Here is a 19756-nt window from a genome sequence, read left to right on the forward strand (position 1 = left end):
CTTTTACTTATTGAATTTAATAGGCTTCGCTGGAGAACCAACTGCAGTGCAATTTGCCGGTAAACCTTTCACAACTACAGCACCTGCTCCAACTATTGTTCCTTCTTCTATAGTAATACCTTGAATAATTTGTGTCCCCGTTCCTACTTCAACATTGGATTTAATTATTGTGCTCCCAGAGACATTTACACTCGGATACAATGTACAAAAATCATTAATTATAGCATCATGACCAATGGTACAATCAAGATTTATAATAACATGACGACCAATAGTGATATTAACAGTTAGAATGCTGCCCGCACAAATTATGCTGCCCTCACCAATCTCTACGAATTCAGACAATAAAACAGAAGGATCAATGAGTGTTGCAAAACTTACATTGGAACATTTTGAAGCTATTGAAATCATTTTCTCTCTGAGTATTGGATTTCCTATTGTACAACATATAAAGATATGTTTATCTGTTGATTCCAACCATTCTATTCCACCTAATACTGGAAAGCCATTGATAGTACTCCCAGTTAGAACAGGGTTCTCATCAATAAATCCGATGATATTCCAAGTTTCTTGAATTTTGTTAATATTGCTTACGAGCCAAGCGACCTCTCTTCCAAATCCCCCTGCACCGATAAGAACAAGATCTTGCATGTTTTCCCCCTCTAATCCTTACCTACAATAAAGGAATAGTTTGTCGTTGCTGAACCGCCTATATTCAACATCATTGCATTCTTGGCACCCTCAACTTGGTAATCTCCCGCGTTATTAGAAATTTGTTTGTATAAGTCCAACAACATTCTTACACCTGAGGCACCAACAGGATGACCACCACCAATAAGTCCTCCACTTGGATTTACAGGTTTTGAACCTTGAAACGATATTAATCCTGATTCTATAGCTTCAAATTCTCTTCCTGGCTGAGTTAGTCCCAAACATGATAAAGACGCATATTCACTTGATGTAAAACAGTCATGAATCTCGAACAAGTCCATTGTTTCAACGTTTAAACCAGCTCTAGAATAAGCATCTTGAACTGCAGTTCTTGTCCATTTTAAGAGATAAGCTTCATTATTACTTTCTCTAACTTTTGAATTAAATGTAAGTGGAGCAACTCTATGCCCATATCCCTTTATGTAAGGCATATCTCTTAGCTGAAGATTATTTGCCCTACAATAATCTCTTGCATATTCCTCTGAAGCAAGAAATACTATAGCCGCTCCATCCGTTGTTTGAGAACAATCACTAACAGACAATCTTCCTCCCACTAATGGATTCGATTCCGTTTTCCTTTGACTGGATTGCGATTTATTCATGAACCAATTTCTCGTTTGTGATTTTGGGTTCCTCTTAGCATTTGAGTAGTTAATATAAGATATCTCGGCAAGATTATCCATATAACGATTTGGGTCAAGATTATATTTCTCAATCGTTACATCAGCTAATTTGCTAAATAAGTTTGGGAACGGAAAATCAATCCCTTCTGCTTCTTTCTCAAAGTAAGCTGCACTTCCAAGAAAAGATCCACTTAGCTTACTGTTAACAGTCTTCATCATCTCAATTCCCACAACAATAGCCAAGTCGTACTCTTGACTTTTAATTTTGGCCACAGCAGTGTCAATCGCTACCGATCCCGATGCGCAAGCTGCCTCGTAACGTGCAGATGGAAGACCATAGAACACTTCATCAACCTCAGTTAGAAATGCCCCTAAATGGCCTTGTGACAGGTAGTTTTCTGCTGCAAAATTCCCTATGAAGGCTCCGACTTTATTTTGAGTATTTAATTTATTTATCTCTTCTATAGAAATATTAGTTAATAGCAAGCCATCCTCTATTATTTCTCTAAACATTCCTGCAAGAGTCTTTCCTTCTTTACTCCAATTCCGTTCATAGTCACTTTGTTCTCCACCGAGTATATACACTCTGCTCATTCTTATCCCCCACGATAAATCTAGAATTTAGCTCTTATATACCTTCTGTAATCCAACTTTGAAGGATAAATTTCTGTTGCACTGAATGTTAGTATGAACGGGATCAGCCTGTCATCTTTTTTCATAAGATCAATTATTGCTTCTTTGCCACCAAATAGCTCAACTAATGCAAGTGGCGGTACCCAGTTAAATCCAAATGCCATGACTGTATCCGCATCTTGGATACTATCAGCAATCTCATTCGCGACAAATACAGAATAAACAACATATTTAATCAAGAAGTAACTACAAATTCTCGCTTCTTCGGAGTCATTATTAAGGAGTATTTCAATAGCCTCGTCGTACTTAGACTCTTTAATTGCAGCGACCATTTTTTCAACGAAATAAAATGAATATTTAATTTTAGATCGATAAGTTTGTGATTTAATATCGTAGACGAATATATGTTTCTTGCCAGTGCTGTCTCTATCAAGTTTATATAATCCCTGTCCGCACTTTCTTCCCAGCTTATTCTCTTTAATGAGACGATCTATATATTGAGGTAACAAAAACGAATTACTATAGAGATCAGAAATATTCTGATAGAGATTATCTGTAATTGCTTTATATACATCAAGACCTATAAAATCAACAGTCACTAATGGAGCCATTCCTCTTCCAGTAAAAGGACCTAAAATGGCATCGATATAATCAATGCCACCTCTGTCTTCATAGAGTTCTGCGAATTGAAGTGCTTCATTCATAAATTGAAATCCTATGCGGTTAGCAAGAAAGGCTGGAGCATCCTTGAGTACAACTACTTTTCTTATTAAAACTTGTTCCAGATAAACTTTAAGTGATTCTATAGTTTCCCGATCCGCAGACTCGTTGGGTATTAATTCACATAAAGGCAGACTATATGGTGGATTAAAGAAATGAGTCACAAAATATAATGATTGTGCCTCTTTATCAAATACATTCTTTAATATCTCTATTGAAAGCCCTGATGTACCAGTACTAACAATTGTACCTGGCTTTCTATATCTTGAAATAACAGTATTAATTTCATTTTTAATATCATAATTTTCTGCTACTGACTCAAATACCCAATCAGACTCAACAATACAATCTGCCAAGTCTTCATATGAACGAGCGACCAAATTTCTCCTGATAGAATCCGCCCTAACAGATTTTACCGCTTTTTCAATTCCCTCCATTGACTTACTAAGAGTTCTGCTTACCATGTTCACCTTTACATTTCCAAAAGAAGCAAAAATACCAGCTACTGCTGCCCCCATAGCGCCATTAGCACCTATAACTGTCACTGTATTTATGTTTAACATAGAATCCTCCAAGTGAGCCTTTTTAAAGCATTATGAGTTATGTTTTCTTAAAGATGATAATGAAGACATAGTGATGACTTCCGAATTATTTATTCCCGTCTTTCTAATAACATTTAACATTGTTTTTATCACTATCTTTAAGTCAAGTAAGAAACTTATGTGATCCACATACCAGAGATCTAATTTGAACTTCTCATCCCATGATATTGAATTGCGCCCATTAACTTGTGCCCATCCTGAAATCCCTGGAATAACATCATGTCTTCGTAATTCTTCTTTTGAATAGTACTCCAAGTATTCAACAAGAAGTGGTCTTGGACCTATGAAACTCATTTCGCCACGGATAATATTAAATAACTGAGGCAATTCATCGATACTTGTCTTCCGCAAAAAAGATCCTACTCTAGTCATTCTCTCTATATCTGGCAATAAGTCTCCATTTGAATCTCTATCCAACGACATTGTTCTAAACTTAAAGACTGTAAAAATCTCACCATTTATTCCTGGCCGCTTCTGACGAAATAATAGAGGCCCTTTAGAACTTACCATTATAGCTATACTTGCTGCGAACATGATAGGGGAAGCAATAATTAGTAGTAAACAAGCAAAAAAACAATCAAGCATTCTCTTTATTAATAGATACGGCTTCATGTTCTCTTATCCTCTTCTATATAAATTAAGAGGCGGAGTTTAGTCCGCCATACCTGCAACTGCATTTAATCCATTTTGGATTTCCGATTCAAATGCACTTCTATACTGATTAATAATATCCGTACTATAACCGTTAGCTTTTAATTGTTGTTCAGCATCTGACACTATACTATTAAAACTGGACGTAAATGATGCTAATTGCTGTTTCCCCTTAGCTATAACACTTGCTTTGCTAGCATCGTCTTGAGCTGCTAGATATTCCATTGCCGTATTGAATAATGTTGATTTACTTTGTGATTTTAAGCTATTAAGTTTGGATTCAGTTGCACTTGTAATTTCTTCGTATGAGACTTTCCCTGTAGCACTTGAACCACCAGTTGGGGAAGAACTTGCTGTAGGGGATGGTTCGGGTCCTATATTACCTGCTGTATTCCCCCCATTCATTTGTTCTTCTTTTATATGTTCTACGTAGTCCTTAGATTTAGCGGTAATTGTCATCGTCTTTTGATCCCAGGAGATTTCATTCCCGACTGATTCCGAAAGGAAGCGAAGTGGCACATATAAAGTTCCATTCACTAAATAACTAGATTGACTTTTGGGGAGAGTTTTGGCTTTTCCATTAAAAACAAAGTTAGCTTTCACATCACTTAAAGTTACACTCTTTGAAACAAAAGTATCCTTGTTGTTCGTTACATTCATCAAATATTCTTTTATCACTACCAACTCCGAAGAGCTAGGTTCGTTTACTGTAACCTTAAGATTCTTAGCATCCCAAGCCACACTCTTTTGAAGCGCATAAGACATAAAGCGAAGTGGTACATAAGTTGTATTGTTATGAATAAACACCAACTGACCAGAAGGTGGTACCATACTTATACCATCAAATATCGTCTTAACATTAATATTTTGAACTTTAATTACGTTGTTGTTAACAGCTGGAGTTGTTACAGACGCTACTGATGCAGCAGATGCGGATAAAGGCGCTGATGCCGTTAGTGGAGCTGCACCTATTGACAAAAGCAGCAACAGAGCTGCCGCTGGAATCTTGACTTTGCTCATTGTTGTTCACTTCCTTCTTCGAATGCTTTTTCTTCTGCTAAAACTTGCTCTTGTGTCTTCCCTTCACTCACACCATACTTCTTAGCAATCTGTGATAGTTCATTATATTGATCTTCCGAAACCTTACCAAGAATGATACTACGTGCTTCACGTTTTTCTTCAATGGTTAAGCCACCTGAAGCCAATTCCTGCAATCGCTTAATATCGGATACACTTAACTGACTCATGACTATCGATGCAACATCTGCTTTTTCTTTAATAGTTACATTTTCTTGGATATCCTTAGCCTTATCAGCTGATACCTGTGCAGAATACCCATCAAGATTATTATTCTCCACAACGGCTGGACTACTTGTTGGTTTAGTGGTGACGGGACCCGTCTTCTTTCCGCTATTCTTGGATGTACTCTCTGTTGTTGCTGGCCGTTCTGTTTCCTCAACTACATTTGCTGTATGCTTAGGCAACACAGTCTCAACAGGGGCGTCATCATTACTAGTGTTCACATTAGTAGTTATATCAGGAGTTGCTGCTGCAGTTTGTCCTGTAGTCGCTGCTGCAGTCGGTGCTGTAGTTACTTCAGGCGTTTCTTCTACTACAGTTTGGCTATCTAATGCATTGTCAGATTCTAAATCTAAACCTCCAGCCATTGAAGTCATAAGCTTATCAACAGCATAATTAGCAGCAAACAATCCTCCGATTGCTAATACTAAAATAACAGACAGAGACCATGCAAGTACTTTCTTCCATCTCTTGTTGAACATAGCAATTCCCTCCGATCATTATAGTCAGCTAATAGCGGCTTGAGCAACAGGCTGCATAGGAACAATCTGATTAATAACCTCTCGAATCGCACTCGGCTCCTCTGCCAATACACGCTCCAGACGCTTAAATTCCAATTCTAACTGATTTTGACTAACCACATTGGGTCTACCAATAAATATCCGATCATGCTGTGTTGAGCCTAGATTTTCTTCATCTGTAAGCAACTCTTCGTATAGTTTCTCCCCTTCTCGAATTCCCGAGAAAGTAATGTCAATATCCTTGTAAGGTTCAAAGCCGGATAATGTAATCAGATCTTCAGCCAAAGTCAATATTTTCACCGGTTCCCCCATATCCAATACAAATACTTCGCCGCCTTTGGCAAAAGAACCGGATTGAATGACCAATTGTACAGCTTCCGGTATGGTCATAAAGTATCTAACCATCTCGGGATGAGTTACAGTTACCGGACCACCAGCAGCGATCTGCTGCTTGAAAGCGGGGATTACACTGCCACGACTGCCCAATACATTACCAAAACGTACAGCTGAAAATTTAGTCTGACTTGTAGTGTTTAAGCTCTGTACGTACATCTCGGCAATTCGTTTGGTCGCCCCCATCACACTGGTAGGATTAACAGCCTTGTCTGAAGAGATCATTACAAAACGTTCTGCACCGAATCGGTCAGCACCATCTGCCACATTTCGGGTACCAAACACATTATTCTTGATGGCTTCCGAAGGATTACGCTCCATTAGAGGAACGTGCTTATGCGCTGCCGCATGAAAGACAACATGCGGTCTAAATGTACGAAATACATCCATCAATCGACTACGGTCCTGCACATCGGCGATTACCGTAACGATTTCGAGTTCGGGAAACTTCTTACGCAATTCCATTTCAATAGTGTAAATACTATTTTCACCATGTCCAAGCAGCAACAGCTTGTCCGGAGCAAAAGGTGCAACCTGCCGGCAGAGCTCAGAGCCGATGGATCCTCCTGCCCCTGTTACCATAACTGTCTTGTTGTGAACATAGCCCAGGATACCATTCAGATCAGCCACAATAGGCTCACGCCCTAACAAATCCTCTACACTTACATCACGAAGCTTCTTTACGGATATTTTCCCAGAAATAAGGTCGTTCAAAGCAGGAATAATCTTCAACTTAGCTCCTGTTGTCTTCCCCAGATTAATAATCTCAGAGATTTCAGTTCTGGACACAGAAGGCATCGCAATAATAATCTCATGAATGTGTTTTTCTTTAACAAGACGTGGTAAATCATATCTGTTGCCCAAAACTGGCAAGCCCAATATCGACATATGATATTTATTATTATCATCATCAATAAATCCAACAATCTTAGTTTGAGCGAAAGAAGGGCCCATCATCTCCTTGGCAATCAGCATTCCGCAATTCCCTGCTCCAACAATAATAGCATGAGTTTCGGTATCCTTATAGTTAATCCGATCATTATGGAAAACTCTCCACAAGAAACGAACTCCACCTACTAATACCAAAATCGTCTCCATTGCCCGAACTTCTACCCCAAAGGGAACGCGTGCTGGAAGAAGCAACAGTGCGACAACATAAGAGATTATTGCGCCTATTACAATGGCTTTAAAAATAGAAACAATTTCTCCAATGCTAGCATATTGCCACATCCGCCGATAAAGACCGAAGTAAATCAAACTCCCCCCGATAGCAACCGACGAGATCAGACCAAATTGTAACATCTGAATAACATATTCATGGGGGATTCCGTCATAAAATCGAAACATATAAGACGTCACAATACTAAGCCAAATAATAACTAGATCAATTAGGAATAACAAGAACACTCTGGATTTCGCTGTCATTTTTAGTGCCTCCAAAAATAACAAATTTCTCTACAGTACATTAATTTCCATAGTAGTAATAATAGTAGCCTTCGCTGGCTTTGCGTTTGACATTGTTGAGTACTACACCCAGCATTTTAGCGCCTACACGATCCAGATTCCCTTTAGCTTTGGCAGCAATATCCCGTTTGACCTTGCCATAACTCACTACCATAATGACTCCGTCACTCTTAGAAGCAACAATCTGCGCATCTGTAACAGCCAATAATGGCGGTGTATCAATCAGGATCACATCAAAATTCTGTCTTAATTCTTGAATTACTGTGCTCATCCGATTCGAAGCCAGCATTTCAGCAGGATTCGGAGGAATTGGGCCAGAAGTCATCAAGTAGAGATTATTCACTCCAGACTCCTGAACCACTTCTTTGAGTACAGCCTGTTGAGATAACAGCGAGGATAAACCGTAACGATTACTTAGAGAAAAAGTCTTGTGGGCTGTTGGTTTACGTAAATCTCCGTCAATTAACAATACTTTCTTGTCGGCCTGAGCATAAGCAGCCGCTAGGTTGGCAGAGACAGTAGACTTCCCTTCTTCCGGACCAGATGAGGTAATCATAATTACTTGAATCTGTTCATCCACGGAAGAAAAATCAATATTGGTACGTAGCGCACGAAAAGCTTCAGAAATAGGTGAACGAGGGTTCGTCACGGTAATCAGATGGCGTTGTTGGTTATTTGGTTGCTGTGACATGTTCGAGTTCCCCCGCCTTTCTGGACAATAACTGTGCTTGTGTTTCGGTCCCTTTGCCTTCTTCTTGACCCACTCTTGTGATCATAGCAATTGTTGGCAGACCGAGATATTTCTCAATATCATCTTCAGTCTTCAGCGTATCATCCATATAATCCAGCAGGAAGGCAATCCCGAGTCCAATCATTAGGGCAACGATGAAAGCAATAGCAACGTTCATAATTACATTGGGTTCAACTGGCCCAGGCGCAACAGGCGGGTTGGTCTTGGCTTCATTTAGAATGGAAACGTTCTGTACATTGAACAGCGAAGGAATTTCTTGCTTGAACACAAGTGAAATGGCATTCACAATTTCTGCAGCTCTCTGGTATGAATTATCTCGAACGACAAGTGTCATCACCTGCGTATTATTTACGGAACTCACGTTTACTTTTTTCAACAACTCCTCCGCAGTGGCATTAAATTGCGGATAGTTTTTGGCTACGACGTCTAGAATCGCCGGTGTCTTGATAATTTCCTTGTACGTATTAATCAGCTGTATGTTCGTGTTGATCTGGTTAAGATCAAGCTGACCTACCGTAGATTGTGTAGGCGTCTGATTCACAATAATCTTCGTGGAAGCTTCATATACGGGATTCTTGATAAACAAACTATATATTCCGGCAAGTATACTAACCACTATAACAATACTAACAATCATCCAAAGTCTCTTCCTCACAATTTGAAAATAATCGCGAAGATCCAATTCTTGTGCTGACAAGTGAATTTCCCTCCAAGCTGTTTCTGTAATATTTCAATCCACGCTAAAAAAGTGCCCCCTCTCACGTAGACGAGAGGAGGCTCTCCACTTGCTTATTGCTTACTTGAAGTTAATAGTACGATAGATAATTACTGCAGCTTCTGCACGGCTAGCTGTGTTTGTAGGGTTGAACTTACCAGCATTTCCGATTACCAAGTTGTTGCTAGCAGCGAAGGCTACTCCATCTTTCAGCGTAGCATTGATCTTAGCAGCATCAGTGAATTTGTTCAGAGCCGAAGCATCTGTCGTTGCATCTGGGTGAGTCAATTTCAATGCACGGGAGATCAGTGTCGCCATCTCAGCGCGCGTAATAGTCGCAGTTGGATCGAATGTAGTTGAAGTGCGGCCTTGGATAATACCCTTCTCTGCAGCAACAGCTACATAAGGAGCGTACCAAGCAGTAGAGCTCACATCGCTGAAGTTTTCAGTTGCTGTGCTGTTTTCCAAGTTCAACGCACGAACCAGCATCTTAGCGAATTCCGCACGGGTAACATTGTTCTTAGGAGCAAATTTACCATTTCCGATACCTTCAATCGCGCCCTTAGCAGCTACGACTTGAATTTGTCTTCCAGCCCAAGATTGAACTTTTGCAATATCACTAAAGCTAACCTTGTTCTCGAGAACTGCATAGGATGAGAACGTATCACGCGGCTCAACAATATGTTCGCCGTCCAGCACGCCACCTTGGAATTGCAGATCACTGTATACAACTTTTGCTACGGACAGCAGTTCTTTATCAAGACCTGTAGTATCCTTAAGCGGCAGTTTAATAGTCAGCGGTTGTTTAAATGTTGTTGTAGCCACGCCACCAACTGTCAAACCGAAGTCGTATACTTTAGAAGCCAGTTTCAACTTGGAAATCGAAGTTACCGTAGCATCTTCACCTGTTGTAGTAGTCAAAGTAACAGCATCGCTGAATTGTGCTACCGGAATAGTTACAGTCAGTCCGTTAAAAGTAATAGCAATGTTCGCGATACCTTTAGCTTTAGCAGCTTCAATAATCACTTTGGACAATGGAACTTTTACAGTCTTAGCATTCACTGTTCCGAGGTTCAATGTTAGGGTAAGACCGGTTTTTCCAGGGTTTGCAGCCAGAAGGGCATCAAATGCTTTGAGTACATCGGCGTCAACCAGATTCAATGTAGCCACATCACCTACAATGCTTACAAGCTTGGATACATCATAGATACCGGGCGTAGCAGTAGGATTAGTGACTACTGTACCACCAGTACCGCCACCGTTATTACCGCCATTGTTACCGCCATTGTTACCGCCAGCTTGGAGGTATGCGTTGTAATATGCTCTTGCAAGTACCAATAGCGCAGCTTTTTCTTTAGTAACAGATGGTTCATTTTGCAGCTTGTTTTTCACTGCTGCAAGATCCGCTCTGGTTACTCCGAACTTATTGAGTCCGTTAAGCACACCATTAACAGTAGAGGAACCCACTGCAACTTTAAGAGTAGCTTCTTTGGCTTGTTTGAAAAGAGCACTGTTCTCGTCTTGCAACGCTGCAAGAATCACAGCTTCACTTTGTCCCTTGAAGAGAGGAATCAATGTTTGTTCAACACCATTTGCACCGAAGATAGAAGTGTATACTTCATCAACAGTTAGGTTAGGCAGACCAATTTCTCCAGCAATCTTCTTCACCAAGTCTTTGTAAGCTTGGTAGTTCTCAGACTTCTGAATGTCAGTTACTGCTGAATACTCAGGAGTATATACAGATGTAACGATCTCCACATAAAGTTTGTGTAATAGAGATTTGTCAGCCTGTGTCAGGAAAGTCAACTTATCCGTCACGGGAGCAAAATCCGCTTCCAATTGTGCTTGAGTCAAGCCCTGAAGCTCTCCACGGAAATCACGCAGGATTTGTTTGTCCGCTTCTGCCAAAGTTGCGTACAACACATTTGCACGATCTTTCAAAGCTGTAAAAATTACGTCATTGCTAGATGCCGCAGATGCAACGCCATTCAAATGTTTAGCCAAGCCTTGGCTGCTGAAAGGGAAGCCTGCTACAGATGCTGCTGCCATACTTACTGCTAGTGTTGATACTGCTAATTTTTTCTTCAAAGTCACTTTTCATCCACCTCTTTGTATGTAGTGTTGAATCTGTTACTGCTGTTGCTGTTAGAATAGGTCACACTAAGCCAACTCTATTCAAATAAAATGTAACAATAACCCAGTATTACCCATTCTACCACTATTCGAGAGATTGGTCACGCTTTACGAGAAAATATTCCGAAGATTTTTTGACTTTTTTTGCGGGAACCCGTATAAAGCACTCGAACTAGCTCCTCGTTGGCGATAATTCTCTGTGAATTGTGGCGGAAACAGTCGGAAACGGCAGCCCCCAGTTCTTTCTCCACAACGTTGTAAGCTTCACTGAGACCAAAGGGCCGATGATGGCTGTCATGCGCATCGGAAGCGATCACATGAACAGCGTTTCTTCGACACAGGTCGAGCGATAGCTTCTGCAGTTTGCTTCCAAAGACTCCGGCAATACTCTGCGCTGTGACTTGTCCTAGTGCTCCCAGCTCTATTAATCTTTCTAATTTGGTGGGATCTTCAGCAATTTCAGCGTTGCGCTCCGGATGGGCAATGACTGGGACAAAACCTTGAATCATAAGCTCATGGCAAGTTTCCTCCATGCTGCGTGGTACCCGAGAAGAAGGCATTTCTAGCAATATATACTTTGATCCCGCAAGCGTCAGCAACCGGCCTTGTTCCAAATCAATTAGGAGATCCCCGTATATGCGGATCTCCTGACCAGGTAGTACTAGCAGGTTAATACCAGCTTGTTGAAGTCTCTCATTCAGAAGCTGAACGGCTTGTCCAATATTTGGAGCGGGATTCATATATACTCCATTGGCATGGTGAGGTGTAGCTATTGCCGTAGAAATACCATCCTTCTGGGCGTCCTGTGCCATAGCGAGAGCCGCTTCCCAGTCTGCAGCTCCATCATCCATAAAAGGTAAAATGTGGTTATGAATATCGATCATATACTTTTTATCGATCCTTTTCTAGCTTTATTTTATAGATTTTTCGCAAAAACACAACCATTTCACTGGGGAATAATCGCTAGAATTAATGTGTAATTTATTCCTACAATTCCAATTCTATCAAACGCCGGTTTATTGCTGCAAGTTTACCGTCAATTTCACCTATCATTTTATCGCTCTGGACGGTAAGTCTGCAATCTAATAAACTATCAATTTCGAGGCGCAGCGCCGCAATCTCGCGTTCTATAGCGTCAGACTTAAAGAGAGTCATCATCTCCGATAAGGACTGTTTATGCTGATAAATCAGTTTGCTGCCATTAGCAGTAAGCTCTGAAATCCGGCGGACCGATCCACTCTCATAATAATACTCCATTGTGAATCCTTGATAAATCCTATTCACTGAACCAGAACCTTTATAAGTGACGAAGAGCTTGCGGACTGCATTATTCAGATGGGGGTTCACCACCCGGCAGGAAAACGTGCAGATATAGAGATGCCCCCGGCGTTCCACATTGAGGCGAATCGCTTCCCCCCCCCGTTTTCCTCCAGTACAATCTCCTGTTCTCCACCTCCGAGGACCTTTACACGGTGGCTAATATAGCAGGTATCGGCTGTGAGCAGAAACTGGTTCATCTGAAATTCTGTCATTTGCAAAGTTGTATTCACATATTCCGTCGCCAATCGCTGAGCCATAACCATCCCTCTATTCTTTATAGCAATCATTAGATTGATTATACAACGTAGAGCGGCGGGTTTCTCTCATGCTAAAGCAGGCTAAAGACCGTTAATCCCTCTTATGGCGTGGAAATGGGAGAATAGGTGAGGAATTCGCATTGATCCTATGATATACGCATATTCCCCATATATCAGGACCAACTTATTCTTCAGAAGTATCCTCAGACTGAGACCGAGATGCTTCTCCGGGTTCCTGGCTTTCTTGCTCATCCTCTATATCTTCTTCGGAAGGAAGGCAATAGCTCTCAATCAGTTCCCACAGTTCATCTTTGCCGAGGCCCAGCTCCGAGGAAAAGGAAATGAAATTATCCCCCGGCAATACACCGAGCTCCTGTTTCATAATTTTGATATGTTTAGGCCAGCGGGTCTTTGGGATCTTGTCCGCTTTGGTTGCCACCACGCAGAGCGGCAAATCATAATGCTTCAGCCAATCAAACATCATTTTGTCATTACTGGTCGGTGGGTGGCGCAAATCCACTATAAGCAGAATAAGCCTTAGCGTGTCCCGCTCTGCCATATACTTTTCGACCATTTTCCCCCATGAGGCACGTTGGGTTTTGGAAACTTTGGCATACCCGTAGCCCGGGAAGTCAACAAAATACATATCTTCATTGACACGGTAATAGTTCATATGCTGTGTCTTGCCCGGTGTGGAGCTGGTACGGGCCAGATTTTTACGGTTAATCATCCGGTTGATCAGGGAGGACTTCCCTACGTTGGAGCGCCCTGCCAGAGCAATCTCCGGCAAGGCGTCAACTGGGTATTGATCAGGGCCTACGGCGCTGATGATAAATTCGGCATTGTTAACTTTCATAGGACTTCCTTTCTAATGCACACTACTCGGCGCTTCACTGCTAATTTCTGTATGATGTTCAACAAGCGCATGCTGCAGCACCTGATCCATATGGGATACAGGCACAAACTCCACATCGTTGCGTACGCTCTCCGGGATATCCTTGAGGTCGCGCTCGTTGTCCTTCGGAAGAAGGATTTTTTTGTAACCGGCACGGTGGGCAGCCAGCGATTTCTCCTTGAGCCCGCCAATCGGCAGGACACGCCCGCGCAGCGTAATCTCCCCCGTCATTGCCACGTCTTTAGATACATATCGTTTGGTCAGTGCGGAGATCAATGCAGTAGCAATGGTGATCCCTGCAGAGGGGCCATCCTTCGGTATTGCTCCTTCAGGGATGTGAATGTGGATGTCGTTTTTCTCATGAAAATCCGGCTCTAGTCCCAGCTCCTCCGCCTTTGAACGGGTATAGCTAAAAGCGGCCTGTGCCGACTCCTTCATCACATCACCCAACTGTCCCGTAAGTGTAAGCTTGCCAGTGCCCTGAACAACCGTAACTTCGATCAGCAGCGTGTCGCCTCCAACCTCGGTCCATGCCAGTCCGGTTACGGTGCCAATCTGATCCTCCAACTCGGCCATACCGTAACGGTACTTCGATACACCGAGATAGTCCTTGACCTCACCCGGCAGGATACTGACTTGTTTCTTCTCATCGGATACAATCTGCTTCGCTGCTTTGCGGCATAGTGCCGCGATCTGCTGCTCCAGATTACGTACCCCGGATTCCCGGGTATATTCGCGGACGATCTTCAGCAGGGTGTCATCTTCAATGGACAGCTGTTCATCCTCCAAGCCATGATTCTTACGCTGCTTCGGCAGCAAATAACGGCTGGCAATTTGCAGTTTCTCCAGTTCTGTGTAACCGGGGATGAAGAGCATCTCCATCCGGTCAAGCAGTGGACGTGGAATATTATGCACAGCATTCGCAGTTGTCACGAACATAACATTCGACAGGTCGAACGGCAACTCGACGAAGTGATCGCTGAATGTATTGTTTTGCTCCGGGTCAAGCACCTCTAGCAGTGCCGCCGAAGGGTCGCCGCGGAAGTCCGCCGCCATCTTGTCGATTTCGTCGAGGAGAAAGACCGGATTAACACTGCCCGCTGTCTTCATCCCCTGGATGATCCGGCCCGGCATTGCACCGACATAGGTGCGGCGGTGGCCGCGAATCTCAGCTTCATCCCGCACACCGCCCAGAGAAATGCGCACGAACTTGCGGTTCAGTGAACGGGCAATTGAACGAGCTAACGAAGTTTTGCCGACACCCGGAGGTCCTACCAGACAGAGAATCGGGCCCTTCAGCTTCTTGACCAGCTTTTGGACGGCCAGATATTCCAGCACCCGTTCCTTCGGCTTCTCCAGACCGTAATGATCCGCATCCAGCACCTGCTCCGCCTTCAGAATATCCAAATCATCCTCTGTCGATTCGCTCCAAGGCAGACTCAGCAGCCAATCCACATAGTTGCGGATGACGCTGCCTTCCGCTGAGCTAGCCGGCATTTTTTCCAAGCGGTCGATTTCCTTCTCGATTTTCTCCTGCACACGTTCCGGCAGATTCTTTTCTTCCATCAGGCTGCGCAGCTCATCCGCTTCACCGGCCCGGCCTTCTTTTTCACCGAGCTCCTTCTGGATCGCTTTCATCTGTTCACGCAGATAATATTCCTTCTGGGTTTTCTCCATCTGTTTCTTCACACGCTGGTTGATTTTGCGCTCAAGTTCAAGCACTTCACGCTCATTGTTAAGGATATCGAGCAGCTTCTCCAGGCGTTTGCTGACATCAATGGTCTCCAGAATCTCCTGCTTATCCTTAATCTTCAGTGCCAAATGGCTCGTGATGACATCGGCGAGTCTTCCTGGCTCTTCAATATCGGAAACAGCAGCAAGCGTTTCTGGGGTGACTTTTTTGGACAAAGTGATGTAGTGTTCGAATTGGCTCAGTACGGTGCGCATTAGAGCGTCACTCTCCTGATCCACATCCTCCTGCTCCGGCAGCTCGCGCGCCATCACCTCGTAAAACTCCTCATTATCCATATAATGAATAATTTCGGCCCGCTCCACGCCCTCCACCAGCACACGAATCGTGCCGTTGGGAAGCTTCAGCATTTGCCGCACATTCGCAACGGTACCGACCCGAAAAATATCTTCTTGTCCCGGCTCCTCAATATTCACTTCCGACTGTGAACAGAGGAGAATCAGGCTATCTTCAACCATAGCTTTTTCCAGCGCCCGAACGGACTTCTCGCGGCCCACATCCAAATGAAGAACCATACTGGGGTACACAAGAAGACCTCTAAGGGGCAATAAAGGAAAACGACGACCTTTTGTTTTGTTTGGTATCATCGCTTTCGCACCTCCCATGGTTCTCAAGTAGTGTCATATGCATTCATTCTAACAAAAGCGGCATCAAAACACCAACAGGCTGCCTTTCAGTGTAAACGTTCTAGGTCTGATAATGATCCATAAAAGTTGATGTTGGGTTTGTACAGAATAACCAAGTGTATAGATTCTGAATACACACGGAGTTTTTAGTATTTGCGCGTCACATGTAGAGTATACCCGTGGGAACTGTGACAAAGCCAGGGAGAAACAAGGGTATAAAAAAGGTCGCTACCCCTAGCGAAGAGCTGATATCACTAGCCACAATAAAAACTTACGAAAAAATTGGGAGCTTTTTTCGCTGGCTTATCTTCAATCGTTGTCAGTCCCCTTCCTCACTCTTTGAATCGCGAGATTTCCTCGGTGCTAAGCGAATCGTTGCCTGTTTCTAGCTCAGGAAACTAAACCCTAAGAACTTACGGTTCCATGGTCTGGCTACCGCGCTTTTCTCCCGGTCACTTTCAGTTTCAGCCTTCCTTCTACAAACTGGCTTACCGATTCCATGATGCTTTCACGGCTCGCTTACTAGCCACAAAGATGTTGCAGTCGTCCGCATAGCGTACGAATCGCAACCCTCGCTCTATCAATTCCTTATCCAAATCATTCAGTTGAGCCAACCATCTTGTGGTGTTTCTTATGGGCTGCGCTCCAGCTTTCTGTCCACCATGACTACCCGTTCAGATAGACGCGAATCAGTGTCAGCACTATTTTGTCCGTCACTTTCCGTGCCACTCATGTTATCACCATATCGTGATTGACCTGGTCAAAGAATATCATATCCAAATCTCCGACCCAACCTCAGGCCACTTTGGATATACAAAGCTATTTTTTCTCTCTCCTTTCTTCAACCCTTCTGTAAGTTTTTGCAACAGCTTACGTACTATGGCCTCTGATGACTCCTGCCAATTCAGCGCAGCCTCTCGACTACGGTTACAATTTTTCCCTTGTTTAACTAGCAGGTCTCCCCAGATAAGCACGTCATCTCTCCGTCCGCGCCTGCCAAGTTTAACTACAGCATTAGACAGCCTAGGATTTCGTCATGGTTTTGTGACTTATCCGGCTGCAACCGCCTCAAATGGGATTCGTGTACCTCGGGCATTTCTTTTGCCTCCATCTTCCTTCAGTATCCTCCTCACAGCGGACACCCTTGCTCTTGGCTAACTGTAAGCACTTGCCATCCCTCGTTCGGGACTTTCAGCTAGAGATGAGCCCTTGCTGGGTGTGCAAACTAAAGAAGCACCCATTACGAGCGCTTCTTTCAGAACTTCTCGATCATCTACTCTCTTCTTCGATGAACTCTTCCATTTTCCGATTCACCAGATCGCAATCTTGATCCCCTTCTTGCAAACGAACTGACAAAACTCATTATAACCCTCGTCTTCGATCGTCACTTTGTGTCTTGATGTAGCCAGCATTATCACCTCCTAAAGCAAGGTAATATTGTCTAATACTCACTGGCGATTATCAATACACTCCGATACACATTAGTGAACAGCATGGCCCTACTAAGAACTGTTAAGCAGTTTTTCTAGGGCTTGGTTGACTCCGGCTATTTATGGTGTCCTCAAGAGGTTCTATCCTGGTTGTTGATGCCCTTGAGTTACTCACTGAGACTGATCCGATCATGGCGAACATAAGGAACATTCCTAAATTAAACATTATACTTTCTCCAATAGATAGGGTGAGAAAGGATAAAATTACAAACCCTGGCACAAACCTTGTCTGATGCATATCTCTTTTTGCGTACTTGTAACACTCTGATGAAGCTCGAATCAGGAACATGAGGAACAAAAACAAAGGAGCCCATCCGAAACGACCTAACACATTGATGTAGGTGTTATGTGCGGTTATTGAAGTGTAATCACTAAAGTAGTTGCCTCCACGCCCGAAAAGTCTCGCCTCCGCAATAGTCTGAGTCCAAGCAGCACCGCGCCCATTAAGGGTGTCATAACTATGTGTCTGGAACTTACTTAGGATATTTTCCTGAAATGTTTCCTTTAATGGAAAAACTAAGCTTACAAGAAAAACAAGCAACAGACCAAGTATTAACTTGAAGTACAGGTTTCTATGCTTCTTGAAATCAAGAAGAATATTTTTCATGACAAACATAAGCCCTACTATACAGACTATTCCGCAAGTGAGCACGGAAGTCCGACTAGCCGTCAGCAAGGTTACATATAATAGAAAAACACATGATCCTAGCGAGAAAAGAAGCACTTTCTTCTTAACTTTTTTCGAATCTTGAAGATACAGGAGCAAGTAATGCAATGCTATACCAAAGACTACGGAAAATGCCGTTGCTGCGATAAGACCCATAGCGTTAGGGTTACCAAAAATCCCTCTATACGGCACCGTATCGAAGCCACTTTTAATAATTGGGATACCCACAATTGGCAAAACAGCGCCTATTAAATAGGCATTTGTAACGGCTCGTGTTGGAGCTTCGATTAAATTAGGTAGGATAGCTATTAAAGAAATGTAAACTATCACAAAATTCAAGGTACTTTTAACAAGCTCGATATCCACATTTACCAGACCGGATATGCCACATGAGGCTATGAATAAATAAAACAAAACCATCAGTTTAATATTAACTCTAATAGTCTCAATCCTTTTTACAATTAACATAAAAATGAGCATAATCATAATTCCTGAAACAGCCATTGTTGAGATGGATGCATAATCACTAACGTACATCAGCGAGCTAACAGCGAAGAAAAGCATCAGTAAAAGTCTGTAATTTTTCATCCGAAACCACCTATTGTCTTTAATTAGATAACGGAATAAGTCTATCAATTGATAGTAAATTTGTCCACCTATTGATAGACTTTCAGCATCTGGAGTTAAATCGATTTGTTCTCTAGGCGCTTACCATTTGGGACTTATATCATTATGATTCTATCTCCTATCAGCACATGCGGCCTGCGATGGTGCAGTCTACAAGGTTGCCAGCTCTATCGTTTACATTAAGCGTACTGGAGAGCAGCGAACAGCAATCTGCACTGTATAATCCTCTTAGCCGATGTTTCAACAATGGCACTCACGATGTAGTTTATATGACCCAGATTATGAGTAACTACATAGACTCCGGTTGATATCCTTGACGTTATGAACCGTTGTGGTTAGCCAGTCAGCAGTAGTACCATTACTAATAAAAGCGAACGTAAGCTAGTCTTTCGTATAGCGTGTGTTGTCAAAACCGCCAGAAGAACTTACATACTGATAATATAGACTCGAGCCTTTGAATCGCTTGCTGTTGTCTCCCTCGATAAAAGAAGATTATCAATAATCGCAGTCAATGTCTCTCCGATGAAATAGTTGCTGTCGATATTTATTTGGCGTGTAGCAAACCTAAGCGAGCCACACCATAATTGAAGTCAATGTCAAAAATCCATAAGATACAGGCCAATTTGTCATAGCAAGTCGCCAATCGGCGGTAATGCCTCACTTTGTTGAAAAGGCACTCGATCAGATGACGTTCTTTGTAGATCTCATTTGTCCCATACTCTTTGCTCCCGGCAGTTCAATTTACTTGGAATGACCGAACTTGCACACTGCACCTTCAAAAGGTGAAGAATCTGATTCGGTCAGCCAACACTTGCGTTTTTCTTAAGTCCATCTATTTTAGGTTTTCGTAGCCGGGTTACCGAGTCATGGCACTGGCCTCTGGTCAGCACATAACGTAGCGGGTTGCC

The 19756-nt window shown here is 42.7% G+C and carries 16 protein-coding genes and 1 pseudogene; all 17 read right to left on the bottom strand.

All coding sequences use genetic code 11. The features are described 5' to 3' along the window. Nucleotides 1-3: 3 nt before the first annotated feature. Nucleotides 4-651, bottom strand: coding sequence for an acetyltransferase (locus MHI45_RS11615; protein WP_076110706.1), 648 nt, complete (start codon nucleotides 649-651; stop codon nucleotides 4-6). Nucleotides 652-662: 11 nt separating this feature from the next. Then, nucleotides 663-1928, bottom strand: a complete 1266-nt coding sequence (locus MHI45_RS11620; RefSeq protein WP_076110707.1) for an acetyl-CoA acetyltransferase — start codon at nucleotides 1926-1928, stop codon at nucleotides 663-665. A 20-nt stretch (nucleotides 1929-1948) separates the two neighbouring features. Beyond that, a complete protein-coding gene (locus tag MHI45_RS11625) occupies nucleotides 1949-3250 on the bottom strand; it encodes a 3-hydroxyacyl-CoA dehydrogenase family protein (RefSeq protein ID WP_076110708.1) in 1302 nt (433 codons plus the stop codon). A 30-nt stretch (nucleotides 3251-3280) separates the two neighbouring features. Then, entirely contained in the window at nucleotides 3281-3883 is a 603-nt protein-coding gene (locus MHI45_RS11630; RefSeq protein WP_306080826.1) for a sugar transferase, read from the bottom strand. Nucleotides 3884-3940: 57 nt separating this feature from the next. Beyond that, a complete protein-coding gene (locus MHI45_RS11635) occupies nucleotides 3941-4960 on the bottom strand; it encodes a stalk domain-containing protein (RefSeq protein ID WP_076110710.1) in 1020 nt (339 codons plus the stop codon). Then, the gene (locus MHI45_RS11640) at nucleotides 4957-5721 is read right to left on the bottom strand and encodes a hypothetical protein (RefSeq protein WP_076110711.1); all 765 of its coding nucleotides are present in this window, start codon (nucleotides 5719-5721) and stop codon (nucleotides 4957-4959) included. The genes MHI45_RS11635 and MHI45_RS11640 overlap by 4 nt, the downstream gene beginning before the upstream one ends. A 24-nt stretch (nucleotides 5722-5745) precedes the next feature. Then, the gene (locus tag MHI45_RS11645; protein ID WP_076110712.1) at nucleotides 5746-7578 is read right to left on the bottom strand and encodes a polysaccharide biosynthesis protein; all 1833 of its coding nucleotides are present in this window, start codon (nucleotides 7576-7578) and stop codon (nucleotides 5746-5748) included. 40 nt (nucleotides 7579-7618) lie between these two features. Beyond that, nucleotides 7619-8308: a CpsD/CapB family tyrosine-protein kinase gene (locus tag MHI45_RS11650; RefSeq protein ID WP_076110713.1), complete on the bottom strand. Its 690-nt coding sequence runs from the start codon at nucleotides 8306-8308 to the stop codon at nucleotides 7619-7621. Beyond that, nucleotides 8289-9065 (bottom strand): YveK family protein, encoded by a 777-nt coding sequence (locus MHI45_RS11655; RefSeq protein ID WP_076110714.1) that lies wholly within the window; start codon nucleotides 9063-9065, stop codon nucleotides 8289-8291. Before MHI45_RS11655 ends, MHI45_RS11650 begins: the two co-directional genes overlap by 20 nt. Before the next feature lie 99 nt (nucleotides 9066-9164). Next, nucleotides 9165-11177 (bottom strand): S-layer homology domain-containing protein, encoded by a 2013-nt coding sequence (locus tag MHI45_RS11660; protein WP_076110715.1) that lies wholly within the window; start codon nucleotides 11175-11177, stop codon nucleotides 9165-9167. A 140-nt stretch (nucleotides 11178-11317) separates the two neighbouring features. Then, the gene (locus tag MHI45_RS11665; protein WP_076110716.1) at nucleotides 11318-12100 is read right to left on the bottom strand and encodes a tyrosine-protein phosphatase; all 783 of its coding nucleotides are present in this window, start codon (nucleotides 12098-12100) and stop codon (nucleotides 11318-11320) included. A 103-nt stretch (nucleotides 12101-12203) separates the two neighbouring features. Continuing rightward, nucleotides 12204-12473, bottom strand: a complete 270-nt coding sequence (locus tag MHI45_RS11670) for a hypothetical protein (protein ID WP_341119079.1) — start codon at nucleotides 12471-12473, stop codon at nucleotides 12204-12206. Nucleotides 12474-12559: 86 nt separating this feature from the next. Next, on the bottom strand, nucleotides 12560-12793 hold the full coding sequence (locus tag MHI45_RS11675) for a hypothetical protein (protein WP_341119080.1): 234 nt from the start codon (nucleotides 12791-12793) through the stop codon (nucleotides 12560-12562). A 184-nt stretch (nucleotides 12794-12977) separates the two neighbouring features. Beyond that, entirely contained in the window at nucleotides 12978-13649 is a 672-nt protein-coding gene (yihA, locus tag MHI45_RS11680) for a ribosome biogenesis GTP-binding protein YihA/YsxC (RefSeq protein ID WP_076110718.1), read from the bottom strand. 12 nt (nucleotides 13650-13661) lie between these two features. Next, entirely contained in the window at nucleotides 13662-16025 is a 2364-nt protein-coding gene (gene lon, locus MHI45_RS11685) for an endopeptidase La (RefSeq protein ID WP_076110719.1), read from the bottom strand. 427 nt (nucleotides 16026-16452) lie between these two features. Beyond that, nucleotides 16453-16856, bottom strand: a pseudogene (locus MHI45_RS35160) (reverse transcriptase domain-containing protein); the annotation flags it as partial. Nucleotides 16857-17576: 720 nt separating this feature from the next. Beyond that, complete coding sequence (locus MHI45_RS11690) at nucleotides 17577-18809, bottom strand: O-antigen ligase family protein (RefSeq protein WP_076110721.1); 1233 nt, start codon at nucleotides 18807-18809, stop codon at nucleotides 17577-17579. Between the last annotated feature and the right edge of the window lie 947 nt (nucleotides 18810-19756).

The sequence above is a fragment of the Paenibacillus sp. FSL H3-0321 genome, from assembly GCF_038002865.1.
Lineage (GTDB): Bacteria > Bacillota > Bacilli > Paenibacillales > Paenibacillaceae > Paenibacillus_AQ.

What these genes read in the sequence shown, in the direction of transcription:
- MHI45_RS11615 (WP_076110706.1), bottom strand. Translation starts at nt 651, where the DNA reads ATGCAAGATCTTGTTCTTATCGGTGCAGGGGGATTTGGAAGAGAGGTC.
- MHI45_RS11620 (WP_076110707.1), bottom strand. Translation starts at nt 1,928, where the DNA reads ATGAGCAGAGTGTATATACTCGGTGGAGAACAAAGTGACTATGAACGG.
- MHI45_RS11625 (WP_076110708.1), bottom strand. Translation starts at nt 3,250, where the DNA reads ATGTTAAACATAAATACAGTGACAGTTATAGGTGCTAATGGCGCTATG.
- MHI45_RS11635 (WP_076110710.1), bottom strand. Translation starts at nt 4,960, where the DNA reads ATGAGCAAAGTCAAGATTCCAGCGGCAGCTCTGTTGCTGCTTTTGTCA.
- MHI45_RS11640 (WP_076110711.1), bottom strand. Translation starts at nt 5,721, where the DNA reads ATGTTCAACAAGAGATGGAAGAAAGTACTTGCATGGTCTCTGTCTGTT.
- MHI45_RS11645 (WP_076110712.1), bottom strand. Translation starts at nt 7,578, where the DNA reads ATGACAGCGAAATCCAGAGTGTTCTTGTTATTCCTAATTGATCTAGTT.
- MHI45_RS11650 (WP_076110713.1), bottom strand. Translation starts at nt 8,308, where the DNA reads ATGTCACAGCAACCAAATAACCAACAACGCCATCTGATTACCGTGACG.
- MHI45_RS11665 (WP_076110716.1), bottom strand. Translation starts at nt 12,100, where the DNA reads ATGATCGATATTCATAACCACATTTTACCTTTTATGGATGATGGAGCT.
- MHI45_RS11670 (WP_341119079.1), bottom strand. Translation starts at nt 12,473, where the DNA reads ATGGAGTATTATTATGAGAGTGGATCGGTCCGCCGGATTTCAGAGCTT.
- MHI45_RS11675 (WP_341119080.1), bottom strand. Translation starts at nt 12,793, where the DNA reads ATGGCTCAGCGATTGGCGACGGAATATGTGAATACAACTTTGCAAATG.
- yihA (WP_076110718.1), bottom strand. Translation starts at nt 13,649, where the DNA reads ATGAAAGTTAACAATGCCGAATTTATCATCAGCGCCGTAGGCCCTGAT.
- lon (WP_076110719.1), bottom strand. Translation starts at nt 16,025, where the DNA reads ATGATACCAAACAAAACAAAAGGTCGTCGTTTTCCTTTATTGCCCCTT.
- MHI45_RS11690 (WP_076110721.1), bottom strand. Translation starts at nt 18,809, where the DNA reads ATGAAAAATTACAGACTTTTACTGATGCTTTTCTTCGCTGTTAGCTCG.